18 protein-coding genes are annotated in these 19,773 nt (G+C 70.9%); 7 read left to right on the top strand and 11 right to left on the bottom strand.

Going from position 1 to position 19,773, the window contains the following annotated elements; translation table 11 throughout:
- Positions 1-122 precede the first annotated feature (122 nt).
- Together AB0C12_RS22720 and AB0C12_RS22715 are read right to left on the bottom strand one after the other, a co-directional pair.
- The gene (locus tag AB0C12_RS22720; protein ID WP_212993691.1) at positions 123-563 is read right to left on the bottom strand and encodes an ATP-binding protein; all 441 of its coding nucleotides are present in this window, start codon (positions 561-563) and stop codon (positions 123-125) included.
- The gene (locus tag AB0C12_RS22715) at positions 560-931 is read right to left on the bottom strand and encodes an STAS domain-containing protein (protein ID WP_212993692.1); all 372 of its coding nucleotides are present in this window, start codon (positions 929-931) and stop codon (positions 560-562) included. Before AB0C12_RS22715 ends, AB0C12_RS22720 begins: the two co-directional genes overlap by 4 nt.
- Before the next feature lie 141 nt (positions 932-1,072).
- Between AB0C12_RS22715 and AB0C12_RS22710 the strand changes: the two genes are divergently transcribed.
- Positions 1,073-3,502: a DEAD/DEAH box helicase gene (locus AB0C12_RS22710; RefSeq protein WP_360550955.1), complete on the top strand. Its 2,430-nt coding sequence runs from the start codon at positions 1,073-1,075 to the stop codon at positions 3,500-3,502.
- Here AB0C12_RS22710 and AB0C12_RS22705 read toward each other — a convergent pair.
- The 7 genes from AB0C12_RS22705 to ssd form a co-directional block, all read right to left on the bottom strand.
- Complete coding sequence (locus AB0C12_RS22705) at positions 3,473-3,820, bottom strand: Rv3654c family TadE-like protein (RefSeq protein WP_360550953.1); 348 nt, start codon at positions 3,818-3,820, stop codon at positions 3,473-3,475. The genes AB0C12_RS22710 and AB0C12_RS22705 overlap by 30 nt on opposite strands.
- Positions 3,817-4,134: a TadE family type IV pilus minor pilin gene (locus AB0C12_RS22700; protein WP_360551937.1), complete on the bottom strand. Its 318-nt coding sequence runs from the start codon at positions 4,132-4,134 to the stop codon at positions 3,817-3,819. The genes AB0C12_RS22705 and AB0C12_RS22700 overlap by 4 nt, the downstream gene beginning before the upstream one ends.
- 65 nt (positions 4,135-4,199) lie before the next feature.
- Complete coding sequence (locus tag AB0C12_RS22695; RefSeq protein WP_360551935.1) at positions 4,200-4,328, bottom strand: DUF4244 domain-containing protein; 129 nt, start codon at positions 4,326-4,328, stop codon at positions 4,200-4,202.
- A 169-nt stretch (positions 4,329-4,497) separates the two neighbouring features.
- Positions 4,498-5,208: a type II secretion system F family protein gene (locus tag AB0C12_RS22690; protein ID WP_360550951.1), complete on the bottom strand. Its 711-nt coding sequence runs from the start codon at positions 5,206-5,208 to the stop codon at positions 4,498-4,500.
- A gap of 196 nt (positions 5,209-5,404) precedes the next feature.
- Positions 5,405-6,178: a hypothetical protein gene (locus AB0C12_RS22685; protein WP_360550949.1), complete on the bottom strand. Its 774-nt coding sequence runs from the start codon at positions 6,176-6,178 to the stop codon at positions 5,405-5,407.
- Positions 6,175-7,389, bottom strand: coding sequence for a TadA family conjugal transfer-associated ATPase (locus AB0C12_RS22680; protein WP_360550947.1), 1,215 nt, complete (start codon positions 7,387-7,389; stop codon positions 6,175-6,177). The genes AB0C12_RS22685 and AB0C12_RS22680 overlap by 4 nt, the downstream gene beginning before the upstream one ends.
- Complete coding sequence (ssd, locus tag AB0C12_RS22675; RefSeq protein ID WP_360550945.1) at positions 7,386-8,483, bottom strand: septum site-determining protein Ssd; 1,098 nt, start codon at positions 8,481-8,483, stop codon at positions 7,386-7,388. Before ssd ends, AB0C12_RS22680 begins: the two co-directional genes overlap by 4 nt.
- A 243-nt stretch (positions 8,484-8,726) precedes the next feature.
- On the opposite strand from ssd, the gene AB0C12_RS22670 reads away from it, so the two are divergent.
- Positions 8,727-9,107: an STAS domain-containing protein gene (locus tag AB0C12_RS22670; RefSeq protein WP_360550943.1), complete on the top strand. Its 381-nt coding sequence runs from the start codon at positions 8,727-8,729 to the stop codon at positions 9,105-9,107.
- Between the two features lie 324 nt (positions 9,108-9,431).
- On the top strand, positions 9,432-10,232 hold the full coding sequence (locus AB0C12_RS22665; RefSeq protein ID WP_360550941.1) for an HAD family hydrolase: 801 nt from the start codon (positions 9,432-9,434) through the stop codon (positions 10,230-10,232).
- Positions 10,233-10,505: 273 nt separating this feature from the next.
- On the opposite strand, the gene AB0C12_RS22660 is transcribed toward AB0C12_RS22665, so the two are convergent.
- Positions 10,506-10,985, bottom strand: a complete 480-nt coding sequence (locus tag AB0C12_RS22660) for a PH domain-containing protein (protein WP_360550939.1) — start codon at positions 10,983-10,985, stop codon at positions 10,506-10,508.
- 81 nt (positions 10,986-11,066) lie between these two features.
- Complete coding sequence (locus AB0C12_RS22655) at positions 11,067-11,810, bottom strand: oxidoreductase (RefSeq protein ID WP_360550937.1); 744 nt, start codon at positions 11,808-11,810, stop codon at positions 11,067-11,069.
- 220 nt (positions 11,811-12,030) lie between these two features.
- On the opposite strand from AB0C12_RS22655, the gene acs reads away from it, so the two are divergent.
- From acs to AB0C12_RS22635, 4 genes are all read left to right on the top strand, one after another.
- A complete protein-coding gene (acs, locus tag AB0C12_RS22650; protein ID WP_360550935.1) occupies positions 12,031-14,016 on the top strand; it encodes an acetate--CoA ligase in 1,986 nt (661 codons plus the stop codon).
- Positions 14,017-14,289: 273 nt separating this feature from the next.
- Complete coding sequence (locus tag AB0C12_RS22645) at positions 14,290-16,698, top strand: immune inhibitor A domain-containing protein (RefSeq protein ID WP_360551933.1); 2,409 nt, start codon at positions 14,290-14,292, stop codon at positions 16,696-16,698.
- 115 nt (positions 16,699-16,813) lie between these two features.
- Positions 16,814-17,173, top strand: coding sequence for a hypothetical protein (locus AB0C12_RS22640; protein ID WP_360550933.1), 360 nt, complete (start codon positions 16,814-16,816; stop codon positions 17,171-17,173).
- Positions 17,174-17,322: 149 nt separating this feature from the next.
- On the top strand, positions 17,323-19,707 hold the full coding sequence (locus AB0C12_RS22635) for an immune inhibitor A domain-containing protein (RefSeq protein ID WP_360550931.1): 2,385 nt from the start codon (positions 17,323-17,325) through the stop codon (positions 19,705-19,707).
- Positions 19,708-19,773: the final 66 nt, after the last annotated feature.

The raw sequence follows: 19,773 nt of genomic DNA, 5'->3' as shown, positions 1-19,773 counted from the left end.
TTTACCGCTGTGTTAGCGGTTGGCACGCGAATCGGTTACCGCCTAGGCTCCACGCCCCCAGCAGGGGTTTCCCATGCCATGCGCCGAACGGTGTGATTTGTGCGCTCAACGGCGCCTTTGTCTCAGCGCCGGTGGACGGGCCAGACCATCCGGACCTCGGTGCCGGCGCCTTCTTCCACCGGGCGCACCTGCAGGTCGTCAACGAAGCCGGCGAGCAGGGCGAAGCCCACACCGGTGGTCAGCGCCTCGTCGGTGAGCGACTCGTCGGCCAGCTCGTCCGGCGGCAGCTTGGCCAGGCCGACGCTGGCCTCGATCGGCGCCCGGTCGATGACCCGGACCGTGTACGAGTCGGTGTCGGACATCTCGACCATCACCAGGTCGGGCAGGTTGTACTGCCGGTGCAGGGCGACCGCCCGGGTGCACGCCTCACCGATGGCCAGCCGGACCTCGTCGAGCAGCTCCTCGGCGACGCCCGCCCGCCGGGCCACCGCCACGCCGACCAGCCGGGCCGTACGCACGTGCACCGGGGCCGGGGAGAACGACAGCCGAACCGTGGCCATCACGCCGTCGGGGGGTTGTCGTCGCGATCGCCGGACGAGGTCGAGGTGGCCGCCTCGACGGAGGGGTAGATCGGGAACACCTGGTCCAGCGCGGTGATCCGGAAGATCTTGAGCAGCGGCTCCTTGGCGCAGACCAGGCCGAACGTCCCGTTGGCGGCGCGCAGCCGCTTCAGCGCACCGACCAGCACACCGAGGCCGGTCGAGTCGAGGAAGTCGACGCGGGCGAGATCCACCACGACGTTGCGCGACCCACCGTCGACCAGCTCCACGAGCCGCTCACGCAGGCGTGGCGCCGTGTAGACATCGACCTCACCACCGACGTCGAGCACCGTGTGCTCGCCGACGGTACGGGTCGTCAGCGACAGCTCCATCGGTCCTCCTCCCTCGGGGTCAAGCCTTCAGGCAGCCGATCTCCACAGCGAATCTAACCACCGACGCTCCGGGCACGACGCGTCGCACCCTCCCGTCGTACCCGTTTGAGGTTCGGGCCATACCGATGTCACAGTGCAGACGTGACCACGACCGTCCCGGGGATCCCGGCCGCACGCGGCGCACTGACCGGGCTCGGACCGGCCGAACTGCTGCACCGGCTGCGCGCCCGCAGCGCCGGCCAGTCGCCGGTCACCCACGTGGAGGAGCTGCCCGCCCGGGCCGGCCGCCCGGTCCCGTGGCCGCACTGGGCGGCGCCCGCGGTGATCTCCGCGCTCGCCGACCGGGGCATCACCGCGCCCTGGGAGCATCAGGCCGAGGCGGCGGAGCTGGCCCGCGCGGGCCGCCACGTCGTGCTGGCGACCGGCACGGCCTCGGGCAAGTCGATGGCGTACCAGCTGCCCGCGCTGACCGCGCTGGTGGAAGATCCCCGCGCGACGGTGCTCTACCTGTCCCCGACCAAGGCGCTGGCGGCGGACCAGCTGCGCGCCCTGGTCCGGCTGGGCGTCGACGGGGTCCGGCCGGCCACATACGACGGTGACACTCCGCGCGAGGAACGCGAGTGGATCCGCCAGCACTCGAGGTTCGTGCTGACCAACCCGGACATGCTGCACCACGCGCTGCTGCCGGGCCACGCGCGCTGGGGTGCGTTCCTGCGCCGCCTGCGGTACGTGGTGATCGACGAGTGTCACACGTACCGGGGGGTCTTCGGCTCGCACGTGGCGCACGTCCTGCGCCGCCTCCGCCGCGTCGCGTCCCGGTACGGCGGCGAACCGACGTTCATCCTGGCCTCGGCGACCTCGGGCGACCCGGCCCAGGCGGCGAGCCGCCTCACCGGCCTGCCGGTCGAGGCGGTGACCGAGGACGCGTCGCCGCGCGGGGCGACGACCTTCGCGCTGTGGGAACCGCCGCTGCTGCCGCGCGAGCTCGACGACCTGGCGGCCGAGCTGCCACCGGTACGCCGGTCGGCGCTGAGCGAGACGGCTGATCTGCTGACCGACGCCGTGGTGGCGGGCACCCGGACCCTGGCGTTCGTCAGGTCCCGGCGTGGTGCCGAGGTGGTGGCGACGATGACCCGGCGCGCGCTGGACGAGGTGGTACCGGGCCTGGGTGACCGGGTGGCGGCGTACCGGGCGGGGTATTTGAAGGAGGACCGCCGGGCGATCGAACGGGCCCTGCTGACGGGCGAGCTGCTGGCGCTGGCCTCGACGAACGCGCTGGAGCTGGGCGTCGACCTGGTCGGGCTGGACGCGGTGCTGATCTGCGGCTATCCGGGCACCCGGGCGTCGCTGTGGCAGCAGGCGGGGCGGGCGGGCCGGGCCGGCGGCGAGGCGCTGGCGGTGCTGGTGGCCCGGGACGATCCGCTGGACACGTACCTGGTGCATCACCCGGAGGCGCTGTTCGGCCGCCCGGTCGAGGCGACGGTGCTGGACCCGGCGAACCCGTACGTGCTGGGCCCGCAACTGTGCTGCGCCGCCGTGGAGGCCCCGCTGACGAAGGCGGACCTGGAGCTGTTCGGGGGTGCGCCGGCGCTCGCCGCGGTGGAGGCGCTGACGGAGTCGGGAGCGCTGCGCCGCCGGCCGTCGGGCTGGTACTGGACGCACCGCGGCCGCCCTGACGTGGACCTGCGCGGCACGGGCGGGGCCCCGATCTCGGTGGTCGAGTCGGCGACCGGCCGCCTGCTCGGCACGGTGGACCAGGGCTCGTCCCACGTCATGCTGCACACCGGGGCGGTGTACCTGCACCAGGGCGTGTCGTACCTGGTGGACGACCTGGACCTGGAGGACGCGGTGGCCCTGGTGCACGCGGCCGAGCCGGACTGCCCGGCCGACCACCCCGCCGCCGCCCTTGACCAGACTGAAGGCTTCTGGACTCACGCCCGGGACGTGACGGACCTGTCGGTGGTCTCGATCCGCGAGTACGTGGACGCCGGCCCGGTCGGCCTTTTCCTGGGCGAGGTCGACGTGACGAACCAGGTGGTCTCGTACCAGCGCCGGCGGATCGGCTCGGGCGAGGTGATCGACACCCGGCCCCTGGACCTGCCACCGAGAGAACTTCGGACGGTGGCGGTCTGGTTCACGCTCTCACCGAACCTCCTCGTGGCGTCGGGGGTGGAACCGGCGGACTTCCCGGGGGCGCTGCACGCGGCGGAACACGCGGCGATCGGCCTGCTGCCGCTGATGGCGACGTGCGACCGCTGGGACATCGGTGGCCTGTCGACGGCGAACCACCAGGACACGGAAGCGCCGACGGTGTTCGTCTACGACGGCCACCCGGGCGGGGCGGGCTTCGCGGAACGCGCCTACGCAACGGCGGCGGACTGGCTGCAGGCGACGAGGGAAGCGATCGCCAGCTGCGGCTGCGAGACCGGCTGCCCGTCGTGCGTGCAGTCCCCGAAGTGCGGCAACGGCAACAACCCCCTGGACAAGAAGGGCGCGGTGGCCGTCCTGGACGCGTTCCTCGCTCAGCTCTCCCGAGTTGACTCAGACCGGTCCCGCGCGGGCGGCAGCTGACGCGTAGCGGGTGAGTCCCGGGAGTGGCGTCACGGTGACCCGGACGGCGATGACGATCTCCAGGCCCTCGACACGGCAGGAGATCATCCGCGCACCGTTGGCGAGGACGAACCGCTCGGCTCTTCGACAAGCTGCCTCCACGCCTTCCCCCGCGCGGACTGCGCCGGCCAGTGCGCCCAGATCAGCCGCTGTCCGAGCCTGATGCCGCCCGACCCGCGCCGCGCCGACAGCCGCCCCGGCGACCCCGGCTGCGACGAGCACCAGCCCGATGGCCAGCACGAAGATCGAGGCGGCACCCCGATCGTCAGCCGTCCTCATGGGACCGTCCCGGTCGACTCGGGCTCGCGGGCGGCGACTGCTTCCGCGCGTACCGAAATGGCCGGAAGGTGGCCGCCCAGGATCGGAACCGGAGCACGCACCATGACCGTCACCGTCTCCTCGCCCTCCACCAGATCGATCTGAGCATCCGCCGGAGCTATCCGGGCGGCCGCCGCAACGCCCGGTCCGCCGCGGGCGGCGACCAGCGCGCCCTCCCTGGCGGCGTCCACGCACCGGCCCTGAGCGGTCACCGCCCCGACCGCCGTCAGCCCGGCGAACAGCAGCAGCATGAGCGCCGGCAGCCCGGCCGCCATCTCGGCGGTGAACGCACCCCTGTCCGTCCCGAGTGCCCGCAGACGACCGGGCCACCGGCGCCCACTCACTTCAGGGCGTCGTTGATCACGCCGGTCAGCGCCGCCTGCACGGCCGGGCTGCTGAGAACCTTGAGCAGAATGCCGGCGAACGCCACGGCCGCGAGGGTGCCCACCGCGTATTCGGCGGTATTCATGCCGTCGTCGTCGCCTCGCAGGCCGGCCAGGCGGAGGAACAGTCTGTGCACGTGGATCTCCTTCTTGTGGTGGATTCTCGCGGGACGTCGCCGCGGACGGCGACCAGCACCGGCAACCAGGCCGGCGAGCTTGCGGTTGGTTCTCACCGGGCCTTGCCGGCGGCGGCTCTCACAGGACGTCGCCCAGGACCGCGGCGACCACCGGTACGAGGCCGGCGAGCACGAAGGCGGGCAGGAAGCACAGCCCGAGCGGCAGAACGATGAGGACTCCGGCACGGTGGGCCGCCGCCTCGACCGCCACCGACCGGTCGCCGCGCAGGTCGTCGGCGAGCCGGGTCAGCGCGCCGGCCAGCGCGCCGCCGCTGGCGCTGGACCGGACGGCTGCCGCGACGAGCCGGTCCGCGCCGGGCACACCGGCCAGGTGCGCCCACGCTTCCGGTGGTTCGGCTCCCAGGCGCAAGGAGCGGCCCACCCGGTCGAGCCGCTCCCCGAGCGGGCCGCCGAGGGCGTCCGCGACGGCGGAGACCGCCCGGTCGACGGGAGCTCCGGCGCGCAGGACCGCGGCGAGGAGGTCGGCTCCCAGGGGTAGATCCTCGACGGCTCGCCGGCGGGCCGCGCGCACGTCGGCGGGTTCACGGCGCCGCAGGAACTGATCCACCCCGGCACCGGTGGCGATCCCGAACGGCACGGCCCACCAGTGCCCGACCAGCCCGACCACCGCGAGGCCGGCAGCGACGCCGATCAGGAAGCGCGGGCTGCGGCCGGGCGAGCCGCCGGGTGATCTGCCCAGCCGGAGTAGTCGCCGCCGCACCGCCCACCGCCGGGCGAAGGACAAGCCGAGGAGCGCCGCCAGCCCGGCCAGGCCGAGGACGGCGATCAAGGGATCACCTCGCGGACCGGCGTCAGCGCGAAGCGCGCTGCGGTGACGTTCAGCAGCTCAGCCCGTGGACAGGGTGGAGGGGATTCGGGAGCTCGTGCGGCGTGCAGGATCGCGGCAGCGCAGCAAGGCTTGAAAGGAACTCGGGCCGGTCGACCCGGTCGAAGAAACGCGGCAGCTCCGCACATCGGCTCGGTTGTCATCGCGCCGGTCCGTTCGAAAGCCGGTCGGCCCAGAGAAGGCCGGCGCACTGCAGCAGGACCGCGCCGATAGCGCACGCTGCTCCCATCGGCGTCCCCAGCAAGACGTCCAGCGGGTCGACCCCGATCCCGTAGCCGAGCGCGATCCCGCCGACCGGCAACCCCGCCAGCAGCACCGCGGTGGCCTGGGCGCCGGCCGCCTGCGCAGCCGCTGTGGCCCGCGAACGGTCACCGGCCCGGGCGTCAGCCTCGATCCGTTCGACGAGGTCAGCAGCGGGCGCGCCGGTCCGCTCGGCCAGCCGCATCACCGCGGCGGTCAACTCGGCCAGCCGACGATCGGAGTCGCGGGAGCCCGCCGGTGAGGCGGCGAGGGGCATCGCCCCTACCGCCGAGCCAGCACGCAGATCGGCGGCCAGCGCGGTCAACCCGTCGAGGCTGCGGGACCGCGCCGCGACACCCCGGCGACGGGCAGCGCGGCGGACAGCAGCCCGAGCCCCGAGCCCCCCGTAGACCGCGAGCACCAGCCCAGCCACCGGCCCACCCCCGATCGTGCCCGCCGCCGCGCCCGCCGCGACCGCGATGCCGACCGCCCGCCGCGGTGAACCGTCGGCCACCCTCCGCGCCTCGGCCCACAGCCAGCGAAAACTCACGGCGCTGACACTGCCCGGCCGGCGCCCGTTGAGCCGCCGCAGCACCGCCCCTGCCGGCCAGGCCGCAACGGCAGCCGCCCCCGCCAGCAACCCGGCGGCGAGCATCCACGCCACCCCGCTCACGGCTTTGCGCCCTGGAGGATCGGCGGGACCGTAAACCCTCGATCGGTCAGCTGGCGGGCCAGCGTCTCGGCACCCGGCCCCGCACCTCGCCCCAGCTGCCAGGCCGGTACGACAGTCACCAGCCGCTGCTCCCCCGCCGCCCGCAGCACCCCGACGGACTCCAGCACCCGGCCCCGGTCGGTACGCCGTACCTGCAGAACCACCTGAAGCGCCGCCAGCACCTGTGCGTGCAGCGCCGCCCGGGGCAGACCACCGAGCATGCCCAGCGCCTCGAGCCGGGCCGGTACGTCACCAGCCGCATTCGCGTGCAGCGTGCCCGCCCCACCGTCATGCCCGGTGTTCAATGCGCCCAGCAGGTCGACGATCTCCGCGCCCCGGCACTCGCCGACCACCAGTCGGTCCGGCCGCATCCGCAATGCCTGCCGTACCAGGTCGGTGAGCCCCACCGCCCCGGCACCCTCGACATTGGCCGTACGCGCCTGCAACGCCACCACATGCGGATGCACCGGCCGCAACTCGGCGGCGTCCTCCACCAGCACGATCCGCTCGGTATGCGGTACGAGCCCCAGCAACGTCCCCAGCAGCGTCGTCTTCCCCGACCCCGTTCCCCCGGTGACCAGGTACGCGAGCCGAGCCGCCACCACCGCAGCGAGCAGCGGAGCCAGCGCCGGCGGAACAGTGCCGTGCTCGACCAGGTCGCCGAGGCTGAACGGCCGCTGCCGGAACGTCCGCAGCGACAGGTACGGCCCACTCGTCGCCACCGGCGGGAGCACAGCATGCAGGCGGGTCCCGTCCGCGAGCCGCGCGTCGGCGTACGGCTGACCGTCGTCCAGCCGCCGTCCGCAGGCAGCCGCCAGCCGCTGGGCCAGCCGTCGTACGTCGTCGGCATCCCCGAGCGCTATGGCCGCACGCTGCAGCCCCGCACCCCGGTCCACCCACACCTGCACGCCGTTGACCAGCACGTCAGTGACCGTGGGGTCGGCCAGCAGCGGTGCCAGCGGCCCGGCGCCGACGAGTTGGTCGTGCACCCGGTCCGCGAGTCGCAGCACGGCGGTGTCGCCCAGCACGGCAGCACCCGGCTCGGCCCGCACCGCCGACACGACGGCCGCCGGGGTCGCCTCCACGCCGTCAGCGGCGAACTGTCGCCGTACCCGTTCTGCGACCTCGGGGTAGAACTTGCCGGCAGCGTGCCGGCCGACGGTGACGCTCACGCGGCCACCTCCGCGCGCTCTTCCTGGACCAGTTGCCGGATCAGGCGTTTGCACAGCTCGGCGAGCGGCCCACGACCGTCGGCGGCCGGGGCGTCCCCCTTCTCCAGCGCCTGGCAGATAGCCGCTTCCGGCCGAAGTGACCCGGCCAGCGGAAGTCCGATCGACCGCGCCACCTCTCGCGCCTTCAGTTTTCCGGGCGCCGGGCCGCGGACCACGACCGCGAGGTTGTCGCAGTGCATCTTGACCATCGCCGCGATCCGGGAAGCCGCCGCGGTCGCCCGCAGCTCGGCCGGCACGATCATGATCGTCTGATCGGCCGCCGCCAGGGCCAGCGTCGCCGCGTCGTCGAGCCGGCGGGGCAGGTCCGCGATGATCACGTCGCGACCGCGGCGGGCCGCGTCCAGGGTCGCCGCCATCGCTTCGGCCGGCACCGGCAGCACCTCGTCGCGGGCGAACGACAGCAGCACCAGGTCCCCGCGGTGCGGCAGGGCCTTGAGCAGCGCCGGCGGGTTCACCCGGCCGCCCGTGGCGGCCAGGGCCGGCCAGCGCAGGCCGTCCATCCCCTCCCAGCCCAGCACCAGGTCGAGGCCGCCGCCCACCGGGTCGGCGTCGACCAGGAGTGTGCGGTGGCCGCTGCTCGTCGCGGTCACCGCCAGGGCGCCCGCGAGGATGCTCGCTCCCGCGCCACCCCGGCCGCCGATCACGGCGAGCACCCGGCCCGGTGGGGCCGGCTCGATGCGTTCGGCGAAGCGGTCGACGAGCCACGGCTCGGCCGTCGGCAGCGCGGCCACGTGCTCGGCGCCGAGGTCCCCGGCGACTTCCCAGGCCGCCTCGATCGCCGGGAGGTGGCCGACGATGACCATGCGAGGGCGGCGCGGGAGCCGGGCGCGCAGGCAGGCCGCGGCCTGGTCGGCCCCGATCACCACCAGCGGGGCGGCCGCGAAGCGGGGACGGGCCGCCACCGGGTCGGGCGCCACGTCGACCTCGGTGCCGCCGGCGGCGGCCAGGCGCAGCAGGTCGTCGAGGAGGTCCGGATCGGCCGTCACGACGAGCGGCAGGCGCGGTCCGGTACGGACGGGAGTGCGGGCTGGCATCGTGGCTCCACGGGTAGGCGGGCTGTTGGGCGCTCACCGTCGCGCTGAGACCCGGCAACCCTCAACCGGCCCGGCCCCGGCCTGTGGACAACCCGTGGGTGTGGACGACGCCCCGGGCCGGAAAGTGATCTGTTATCGCGTGGCGATCGTGGGTAACCTCGGGGGTCGCCCAGCCGATACGTGAGGGGAATGAACGTCCGCGGGGTTGGGTATGTTGGGCCGACCCGGACCGATGGAGTTGGCATGGAGCACCCGACCGAGAGCTCGCTCGGCGATGACGGGACGGCCTGCGTCGCCGTGGTGGGCGAGATCGACTTCACCAACGCCGACGAGGTCGCCCAGGCCATGCGGGACGCCGTCGCCGAATGGTCCCCGCCGGAGCTGCGGGTCGACCTGCGCGCGGCCACCTTCATCGACTCGACCGGCCTCGGCGCGCTCATCGAGGGTTACCGGGTCGCCACCGAGCGCGACGCGCGTTTCGTCGTGACGAACCCCAGCCCGAGCTTTCGCCAGGTGCTCACCGTCACCGGCCTGTGCGATCTCTTCGGCCTGTCCGAGGCGGACGGACGCGCCGAGCAGGATGAGAGCCGGCGCCTGAGCAGCGCGGAAGCAGCCGGCGCCTGAGCGGCACAGAAGGGAACGACCCCCGACGGGGGAGTCGGGGGCCGTCCTGGGATTCGGCTCCGGGGGGGGGTCGAGCCGAATCGGACCCGGTGACCGCGGGGGGCGCAATCACCGAGAATCTGTGAGCGGGAAAGTGAGTGCGACTCGCTGGATCCCACCTGTTGCACACAGACAACATGAATCACAGTCGCACCACAAGCATGCCTCAGGAGTCCGCCACCGTCGAGTACCCACGGTGACCGACTACCGTCCCGGGGTATTTTCATCGCGGTCCGTGGCCCGAGGCGGCCGGGACGGTGCGTCGTGCGGCTAGACTTTCGGCCCGTGGGCCCCAGTGCCGCCTTCTTCGACCTAGACAAGACCGTCATCGCCAAGTCCAGCGCGCTGGCCTTCGGACGGCCGTTCTACCGCGATGGGCTGATCAGCCGCCGCGACGTGGTCAAATCCGCCTACGCCCAGTTGATGTTCCGGCTGGGCGGCACGGACGAGCAGACCATGGCCCGCACGCGCGACTACCTCGCCGCGCTGTGCAAGGGCTGGAAGGTCGAGCAGGTCCAGCAGATCGTGGCGGAGACCCTGGAAGAGCTGATCAACCCGTACGTGTACGCGGAAGCGGCCATCCTGATCGGCGAGCACCAGGCCGCCGGCCGGGACGTCGTGCTGGTGTCGGCCTCCGGTGACGAGATGGTCCGGCCGATCGGGGCGCTGCTCGGGGTGACCGACGTGATCGCCACCCGGATGGGCATCGTCGACGGCCGGTTCAGCGGCGAGGTCGAGTTCTACGCGGCCGGCGCGCGCAAGGTCGACGGCGTCCGCGAGCTGGCCGAGGAGCGCGGGTACGACCTGGCGGAGTGTTACGCGTACTCGGACTCGAGCAGTGATCTGCCGCTGCTGGAGGCGGTCGGCCATCCCAGCACGGTGAACCCGGACCGCACGCTGCGCCGGGTCGCGCTGGAGCGGTCCTGGCCGGTGCTGGAGTTCCGGCACCCCGTACCGCTGGGTCGCAGATTGCGGGAACGCCCGGCCGTGCCGGTGGCCGCGGCCGCGCTCGGCGTGGGGGTCGGGGTCGCGATCGGAATAGCCATCTACGGCCGCCACCGCCGCACCCGCGCCGCCCTCGCCTGAGCCCCCGGATGGGTCTGACTAATCCCTTCGGGTGGCTTCACGCTGCCGAAACTCTGGCGATCAAGGGCGGCCGGGCGTAGAAAGAAAGAGCGGAGCCCGTCAAGGAGCACCGTGTACGGCCACCGGGAACCCACGCGCGATCAGCCACGGCAGGCACGTTGCGGCGGCACCTCATCAGGACTGCCGACAACGACCCAGGTGCACGCTTGATAGCCCGGTAGGACGTGCGAAGCGACGGCGCCTCACCTGTGAGGCGCCGTCCTCATGTCCGGCTCAGGCCGGGGCGACCGCGGCCAGGTGCCGCTCCCGCAGCTCGCGATAGACCGCGCGGAAGACGTGCGGCCGGGAGTGGAAGTCCATCCCCTGGGCCCACAGTTCGGTGTTGACCATCGTCCCGTCGCGGCGCTCGATCAGCACGGTCATGCCGGCTTCGATCTCCCAGCGGCCGAGCTTGTGGGTGTGCCGGTGCAGCCGGACGTGGGCGATCTCCTCCCACCGCATCGTGCGGGAGCGCAGCAGCCCGCGGACGCGCAGGCCGGCCGGGCCGACGTAGACGCCCATCTCGCGGATCCGCCAGCCGCCGATCACCCAGACCGCCGTGATCACCGTGGCCAGGATGCGAACCCCGGCGCCGGCCAGCCCGAACTGCTCGACCGTGCTCCAGCCGAGCAGGGCCAGCGCGATGGCTTCCCAGCCGATCACCAGCCAGCGGCCCGAGCCCGGGGTGTACGGACGCTTCCAGTCGTCTCCCACCCGGCCGAGTATGCCAATCGAGCCCGGCATAAACCGGGTGTTCCGGACATCGACGCAGATGGCAGCCAACCGGGCGAGGAGTTACGTACCCGAAGGGCTCAGCACGGTGTCACCGATCTCCGCGATCTCGTCGGCTCCCGCGGACACCGCTGCCGCGTAGTGCCGCAGCCAGGACCGCACACCGTCGGGCGTGCCGGTGGCGTAGGCCCCCGCCGCGCCCACGTACTCGGGCTCGCGGGCCAGGTGCCCGGCCTCCACGCCGACCAGGCCGCGGGGGTCGAAGCCGCGGCCGATGAGGGTGAGCCGGGCCGCCGCGCGGGCGACGATGCCGGCCGGACCCGCGAACGGCTTGAGGGTCAGCAGCTCGGCGTGCACGACGGCCGCGAGCAGCAGCGGCGGGGTGCGGTCGTTGCCGGCCACGAGCCCGGCCAGCGCATCGATGCGCTCGGCGCCCGTCTCCAGCCGGCCCAGCGCCGACTCCGGGACGACGCCGCGGGCCGCCAGCACATGCAGCCGGGCGAGCACCTGACGCGGCGCTCGGGGCCACAGGTCGACGAGTCCGCCCAGCGCCTCGGCGACGCGTAGCGCACCTTGAACCACCGGGTCGGTGACCGTGCCGGCGCGTACCTCTTCGAGGTCGTACCGGTGCTCCTCCAGGGCCGCACTGGCCACCGCGGCCCGCAGGCTCACCTCGGCGGCCACCTGGCCGCCGTTGCGGCGCAGCGCGCGATGGCGCATCGCGCTGTCGACGCGCTCGCGCGCGGCGGTGAACGCGGGCTCGACGTCGGCCAGCGCGAGCAGCGGGGCCAGTGGATCTGCAGTCACGGGCCAACCGTAGCCGGAAAAAGCCCGGAAACCCGGGGTGCGCGAAGTGGCTCGTAAGTGGCAAGATTCGCGCAGTACCGATCATCTGGTGCCCGATCGGCGCGCGCGGATTGCCATTCGGCGCGGCCACAGGGCACTACAGCTTGCAACTCTCGCCGGGCCACCCCGGCAGAACTAGTGTTCAGACGAAGCGACCGGTCATGGCAGAGGAGCCGCCCTCATGAGCGAGACACTGGAGAACCTGTACTCGGAGACGCGGACGTTCCCGCCGCCGGCCGAGCTTGCCGCCGCCGCCAACGTCAAGGCCGCGGCATACCAGGAGGCCGACGACAACCGGGAAGCGTTCTGGGAGCAGCAGGCCCGGCGGCTGCACTGGGCCAAGCCCTGGGACCAGGTGCTGGACTGGTCGAACGCGCCGTTCGCCAAGTGGTTCGTCGGCGGTGAGCTCAACATCGCCTACAACTGCGTGGACCGCCACGTCGAGGCCGGCCACGGCGACAAGGTGGCCATCCACTGGGAGGGCGAGCCCGGCGACACCCGCACCATCACTTATGCGGACCTGCTCCGCAGCGTCAGCCAGGCGGCCAACACGCTGACCGAGCTCGGCGTGACGGCCGGCGACCGGGTGGCCATCTACCTGCCGATGATCCCGGAGGCCGCGGTCGCGATGCTGGCCTGCGCCCGGATCGGCGCGCTGCACAGCGTGGTCTTCGGCGGCTTCTCCGTCGACGCGCTCGCCACCCGCATCCAGGACGCCGACTGCAAGCTGGTCATCACGGCCGACGGCGGCTACCGGCGGGGCAAGCCCTCGGCGCTCAAGCCGACCGTGGACGAGGCCGTCGCGCAGTGCCCGAGCATCGAGCACGTGCTGGTCGTACGCCGCACCGGCGAGGACGTCACCTGGGGTGACAAGGACCTGTGGTGGCACGAGACCGTCGAGCAGGCCAGTGACCAGCACGAGGCGCAGGCGTTCGACTCCGAGCACCCGCTCTTCATCCTCTACACCTCGGGTACGACCGGGAAGCCCAAGGGCATTCTGCACACCACCGGCGGCTACCTGACCCAGGTCTCGTACACCCACCACGCGGTCTTCGACGTCAAGCCGGAGACCGACGTCTACTGGTGCACGGCCGACATCGGCTGGGTGACCGGCCATTCGTACATCGTCTACGGTCCGCTGTCCAACGGCGCCACCCAGGTCATGTACGAGGGCACCCCGGACACCCCGCACCGCGGCCGGTTCTGGGAGATCGTCGACAAGTACAAGGTGAGCCTGCTCTACACCGCACCCACCCTCATCCGCACCATGATGAAGTGGGGCGACGACATCCCGGCCAAGTACGACCTGTCGTCGCTGCGCATCCTGGGCAGCGTCGGCGAGCCGATCAACCCCGAGGCCTGGATGTGGTACCGCGAGCACGTCGGCCACGACAACGCCCCCATTGTGGACACCTGGTGGCAGACCGAGACCGGAGCGATGATGATCTCGCCGCTGCCCGGCGTGACCGCCTCGAAGCCCGGCTCGGCGATGACCCCGCTGCCGGGCATCTCGGCCGACGTGGTCAACGACGAGGCCGAGTCGGTGCCGGACGGCGGTGGCGGTTTCCTGGTGCTGCGTGAGCCGTGGCCGTCGATGCTGCGCGGCATCTGGGGTGACGAGCAGCGCTTCAAGGACACGTACTGGTCGCGCTTCGGCAAGGGCGCGGGCGTCGGTGACGAGTGGATCTACTTCGCCGGTGACGGAGCCAAGAAGGACGACGACGGCGCGCTCTGGCTGCTCGGCCGGGTCGACGACGTCATGCTCATCTCCGGGCACAACATCTCGACCACCGAGGTGGAGTCGGCCCTGGTGTCGCACCCGTCGGTGGCCGAGGCCGCGGTGGTCGGCGCGACCGACCCGACCACCGGACAGGCTATTGTGGCTTTCACCATTCCACGCGGCAATGTGGACACTTCGGGCGATGCCGGCGAGAAGCTCATCCAGGATCTGCGCAACCACGTCGCCAAGAAGCTCGGTCCGATCGCCAAGCCGCGCCAGATCATGCTGGTGGCCGAGCTGCCCAAGACGCGGTCCGGCAAAATCATGCGGCGCCTGCTCAAGGACGTCGCGGAGAACCGTTCGCTGGGTGACGTCACGACGTTGCAGGACTCCGCGGTGATGGATCTGATCTCCTCCGGCATGCAGGCCGGTAAGTCCGAAGACTGAGACAGTTATCGATAAACGGCGGCAGCCCTGCGATCGTGCAGGTCTGCCGCCGTTTCATGGGCACAGTCCACTTTCGGCTAAATGCCGGTACTTGCATGATGGAAAAACCATAATGCGTAACCATCGCTCATCAATATCTCCGGGCTCTTCCAAGACATAGGTGCGTTTGCATACGTTCACGTGAGCCTCGAATCCGAGGCCGGTTTACCGCCGTCCGCTGCACCCCAGCGCTCGGTCACGTCAACGGAGGTACACGTAGTGCGCAAGGTGGTCGTGGGACTACTCGGCGCCGCGATGGTCACCAGCGTCGGGGTCATGCTCCCCGCCGGTGCCAACGCCGCCCCGCCAGTGGATCCAGCGCCGGTCGCGAAGGCCGATGCCAACTCAGCACCAGTCGACGATCTGCCCAACCCGCTCGAGGACAAGCGCCGCGCGCTGCGCGAGGGCGCTGTCGCGGACGTGGTCAGCGGCAAGGCGAAGGCGGTGACCAAGAACGGCAGTTCGGTCGTCAAGGTCGGACGCACGCAGGGTTCCGGTGCGAGCAACCGCGCTGTGGCCAAGGCGGGCCAGGACCAGTACGTCGAGATCAGCCGGGAGCGCACCGACCGGATCTTCGTGATTCTCACGGAGTTCGGCAACGAGCGCAGCCCGAGTTTCCCGGACAAGGACACCAACGCCACCATCCCGGGGCCGGCCCGTTTCGACGGTCCGCTGCACAACGAGATCCCCAAGCCGAACCGGGCCGTGGACAACTCGACGGTGTGGCAGGCGGACTACTCGGCGGACTTCTACCGCAACCTGTACTTCGGTGAGGGCACGGGCGTCGAGTCGGTCAAGACCTACTTCGAGAGCCAGTCCTCCGGCCGGTACAGCGTCGACGGCGAGGTCACCGACTGGGTGAAGGTGCCGTACAACGAGGCCCGTTACGGCCGCTCCGACGACCTGCCGACCGACGCCAACGGCGACGACCCGGCGGTCTGCGCGAGCAACGTCTGCAACAACACCTGGGCGCTGGTCCGCGACGCCGCCAACACGTGGGTCGCCAACCAGAAGGCCGCCGGCCGCACGGATGCGCAGATCGCCGCCGACATGAAGTCGTTCGACCAGTACGACCGCTACGACTTCGACGGCGACGGCAACTTCAACGAGTCCGACGGCTACATCGACCACTTCCAGATCGTCCACTCCGGCGGCGACCAGGCCGACGGCGACCCGAACCAGGGTGAGGACGCCATCTGGAGCCACCGCTGGTACGCCTACGGCACCGACCAGGGTCGCACCGGCCCGGCCGGCAACCTGCTCGGCGGCACCCAGATCGGCACCACCGGCATCTGGATCGGCGACTACACGATCCAGCCCGAGAACGGCGGCCTGTCCGTCTTCGTGCACGAGTACACGCACGACCTCGGCCTGCCGGACGACTACGACACCTCCGGTGGCGGCGACAACAACAACGAGCACTGGACCCTCATGGCCCAGAGCCGGCTCAGCGCCGCCGGCGACGAGGGCATCGGCACCCGCCCGGGCGACCTCGGTGCCTGGAACAAGCTCCAGCTGGGCTGGCTCGACTACGAGACGATCGTGGCCGGCCAGTCCAAGACCCTGAACATGGGTCCGGAGGAGTACAACACCGCCAAGGCGCAGGCCGCGGTGGTCGTGCTGCCCGACAAGGAGGTCTCCACCGATCTCGGTGCGCCGTTCGCGGGTGAGGGCCAGTTCTTCTCCGGCAACGCCGACGACCTGAACAACTCGATGAGCAAGACCATCGACCTCGCCGGCAAGACCACGGCCGGGGTCACGCTCAAGGGCCGCTACGACATCGAGGTGGACTACGACTACCTCTACTTCGAGGCCTCGACGGACAACGGCGCCACCTGGACCCGGCTCAACGGCACGGTCAACGGCGCCGCCTTCCCGACGGACGCCAGCGGGACGCCGGCGCTGACCGGCAGCACCGCCGGCGCGTGGGTCGACATCGCGGTGCCGCTGAACGCGTACGCGGGCAAGAAGGTCGACTTCCGCCTGCACTACCTGACCGACGGCGGTGTCTCCGAGGGCGGCTTCTTCGGTGACGACGTCACCATCACCGCGGACGGCGCGACCGTGCTGGCCGACGGCGCCGAGGGGGCCACCACCTGGACCCTCGACGGCTTCTCGATCGTCGGCGCCACCTCGACCGAGGAGTTCGACAACTTCTACATCGCCGGCCACCGCAGCTACGTGTCCTACGACAAGTACCTGAAGACCGGCCCGTACTTCTTCGGCTACCTCCCGGCCCTGCCGGACAAGGTCGACCACTACTCCTACCAGGAGGGTCTGCTCATCTCCTACTGGGACACCTCGCAGGTCGACAACAACACCAACGTCCACCCGGGCACCGGGCGCAACCTGTACATCGACGCCCACCCGGCGCCGTTCTACAACCTCGAGGGGCTGCCCTGGCGGGCCCGCATCCAGGTGTACGACGCGCCGTTCAGCCTGAAGAAGGCGGACTCGTTCACGCTGCACATCAACGGCAAGCCCAGCTACATCCGGGGCCAGGCCGCGCAGCCGCTGTTCGACGACACCAAGAAGTACTTCTACGACGAGCTGCCGAACCACGGCGTCAAGCTCCCCGCCGCCGGCGTCAAGATCAAGGTCGTCGACGTCAACGGTACGTCCATGAAGGTCAAGTTCAGCTGATCGTCAGCAGCACGAGCGGCGCCCGGGGAGTCCACTCCCCGGGCGCTGTCCCGTTTCCGGGAACCGCGAAGGTTGCCGGCTCGTCCAAGGGGCCGTGACCAGAACCGGGATCCTCGTGCTCGCCGCCACCATGACCCTGCTGTCCGGGTGCGCCGCCGGCCAGGAGCCCACCGCCGAACCTCCGCGGACCGTCTCCCCCCTGCCGACCCTGACCCGGCCCACCACCCCGCCGAGCGAGCCGACCGACGCCATCAAGGCCACCGAGCTCATCGTCGGCACGGTCAACCGGGGCGGTTCCGGACCGTGCTACGGCCTCGTCACCGACGACGGCGTCCAATATGCCCTCTATGAAGCCAAGGGCCGGGCATTGACCATCGGCATTCGCATAAAAGCCGATGTCAGCCCGTCGATGCTGGATATCGCTTGCGGGGCCGGCACTCTGGTCGAGGTCGAGACTTTGATGCCGGTCGGCTGAGCGCTTCCGCGTAAAGATTTCCTTTCTTTTGGCCCCAGCACTTCCATACATCTGACTGTTTGCATACGTTCACGTGAGCCCCGAATCACGGGGCCGTTCTCCGCCGATTCGCTGCACCCAGCGATCGGTCACGTCAACGGAGGTAGTACGTGCGCAAAGTAGTCGTGGGACTACTCGGTGCCGCAATGGTCAGCAGCGCCGGGATCATGCTCCCGGCCGCGGCGATGGCGGCCCCTCCGGTGGACCCGGCCCCGGCGACGGCCAGCAAGAAGGCCCCCGTGGACGAGCTGCCCAACCCGTTCGAGGACAAGCGTCGCGAGCTGCGCCAGGAGGCCATCAACGGCATCCTCAAGGGCACGGTCAAGACGCAGCAGCGTGGCGGCAGCACCGTGGCCAAGGTCGGCAAGACGCGCGGTGGTGGCGAGACCAACCGCCGCGTCGCCAGCGCCGGCCAGGACCAGTACGTCGAGCTCAACAACGAGCGGACCGACAAGATCTTCGTGATCCTGGCGGAGTTCGGCAACGACCGGCACCCGAACTACCCGGACGTCGACAGCGACCCGCTCACCCCGGGCCCGACCACGTTCGAGGGTCCGCTGCACAACAAGATCCCCTCGCCCGATCGCACCAAGGACAACAGCACGGTGTGGCAGCCCGACTACAACCGGGCCCACTACCAGGAGCTGTACTTCGGTGAGGGCAAGGGCGTCGAGTCGCTGAAGACCTACTACGAGACCCAGTCGTCCGGCCGCTACAGCGTCGACGGCGAGGTCTCCGACTGGGTCAAGGTCAACTACAACGAGGCCCGCTACGGTCGCGACTGTGACATCAACGGCGTCTGCACCGACACCAACATGTGGGCGCTCGTCACCGACGCCGCCAACAAGTGGGTCGCCGACCAGAAGGCCGCCGGCCGCACGGATGCGCAGATCGCCGCCGACATGAAGTCCTACGACCAGTGGGACCGGTACGACTTCGACGGTGACGGCGACTTCAACGAGTCGGACGGCTACATCGACCACTTCCAGATCGTCCACGCCGGCGGCGACCAGTCCGACGGTGACCCGCAGCAGGGTGAGGACGCCATCTGGGCGCACCGCTGGTACGCGTACAACACCTCGGCCGGGATCACCGGCCCCGCCACCAACAAGGCGGGTGGCACGCAGATCGGCAACACCGGCGTCTGGATCGGTGACTACACCGTCCAGCCCGAGAACGGCGGCCTGAGCGTCTTCGCTCACGAGTACGGCCACGACCTCGGCCTGCCGGACGACTACGACACCTCCGGTGGCACGAACAACAACAGCGAGTTCTGGACCCTGATGGCCCAGAGCCGTCTCTCCGGCGCCGGCGAGCCCCTCGGCACGCGCCCGGGTGACCTCGGTGCCTGGCAGAAGCTGCAGCTCGGCTGGCTGGACTACGAGACCCTGGTCGCGGGCCAGAAGCGGACCCTCGAGCTGGGCCCGCAGGAGTACAACAGCGCCAAGGCGCAGGCCGCCGTCGTGGTCCTGCCCGACAAGGAGGTCACCACCGACCTCGGTGCGCCGTTCGCCGGCGAGAAGCAGTACTTCTCCGGCAACGACGACAACCTCAACACCACGCTGACCAAGTCGGTCGACCTCACCGGGGCCACCTCGGCGTCGTTCGACCTCAAGGGCCGCTACAACATCGAAGAGGGTTACGACTACCTCTACTTCGAGGCCTCCACCGACGGCAAGGCGTGGACCGCGCTCAACGGCACGGTCGACGGTGCCCCGCTGGGCGTCGACGGCGCTGTGCCGCCGCGTCCGGCCCTGGGTGGCGACAGCGGTGGCGAGTGGAAGAACATCAGCATCCCGCTGACCGCGTACGCCGGTAAGACGGTGCAGGTCCGCCTGCACTACATCACCGACGGTGGTCTGTCCGCGGGCGGCTTCTTCGGCGACGACCTCACCATCACGGTGAACGGTGCCGCGGTCTCCACCGACGGTGCCGAGGGCACGCCGACGTGGACAGCTGCCGGCTTCAGCGTCGAGGGTGACTCGATCACCGCCGAGTACGACAACTTCTACATCGCCGGTAACCGCACGTACACGTCGTACGACAAGTACCTGAAGACCGGCCCGTACAACTTCGGCTGGCCGACCAGCAAGCCGGACTGGGCCGAGCACTTCTCGTACCAGCAGGGTCTGCTGATCTCGTACAACGACACGTCGTTCGCCGACAACAACGTCAACCAGCACCCCGGTCAGGGCCGCAACCTGATCGTGGACAGCCACCCGGCGCCGTTCTACAACCTCGAGGGCCAGCCCTGGCGGGCGCGCATCCAGCTCTACGACGCGCCGTTCGGCACGACCAAGGCCGACTCGTTCACGCTGCACATCAACGAGAAGGCGAGTTACGTGCGGGGCCAGGCGGCTCAGCCGACCTTCGACGACACCAAGAAGTACTTCTACGACGAGATCCCGTGGGCCGGCGTCAAGCTGCCGGCTGTGGGCGTCAAGATCAAGGTCGTCGAGCAGAGCGGCACCTCGCTCAAGGTCAAGTTCTCCTGATCCACCGCAGCACAGCGACGCCCGGGGCCGCGGCCCCGGGCGTCGCCCTTTTCTCACCCCCACGGG

This window comes from Actinoplanes sp. NPDC048967, assembly GCF_040649415.1.
Taxonomy (GTDB): domain Bacteria; phylum Actinomycetota; class Actinomycetes; order Mycobacteriales; family Micromonosporaceae; genus Actinoplanes.
The sequence above is the reverse complement of the archived record's forward strand: the minus strand, read 5'-3'. Positions and strand labels throughout refer to the sequence as shown.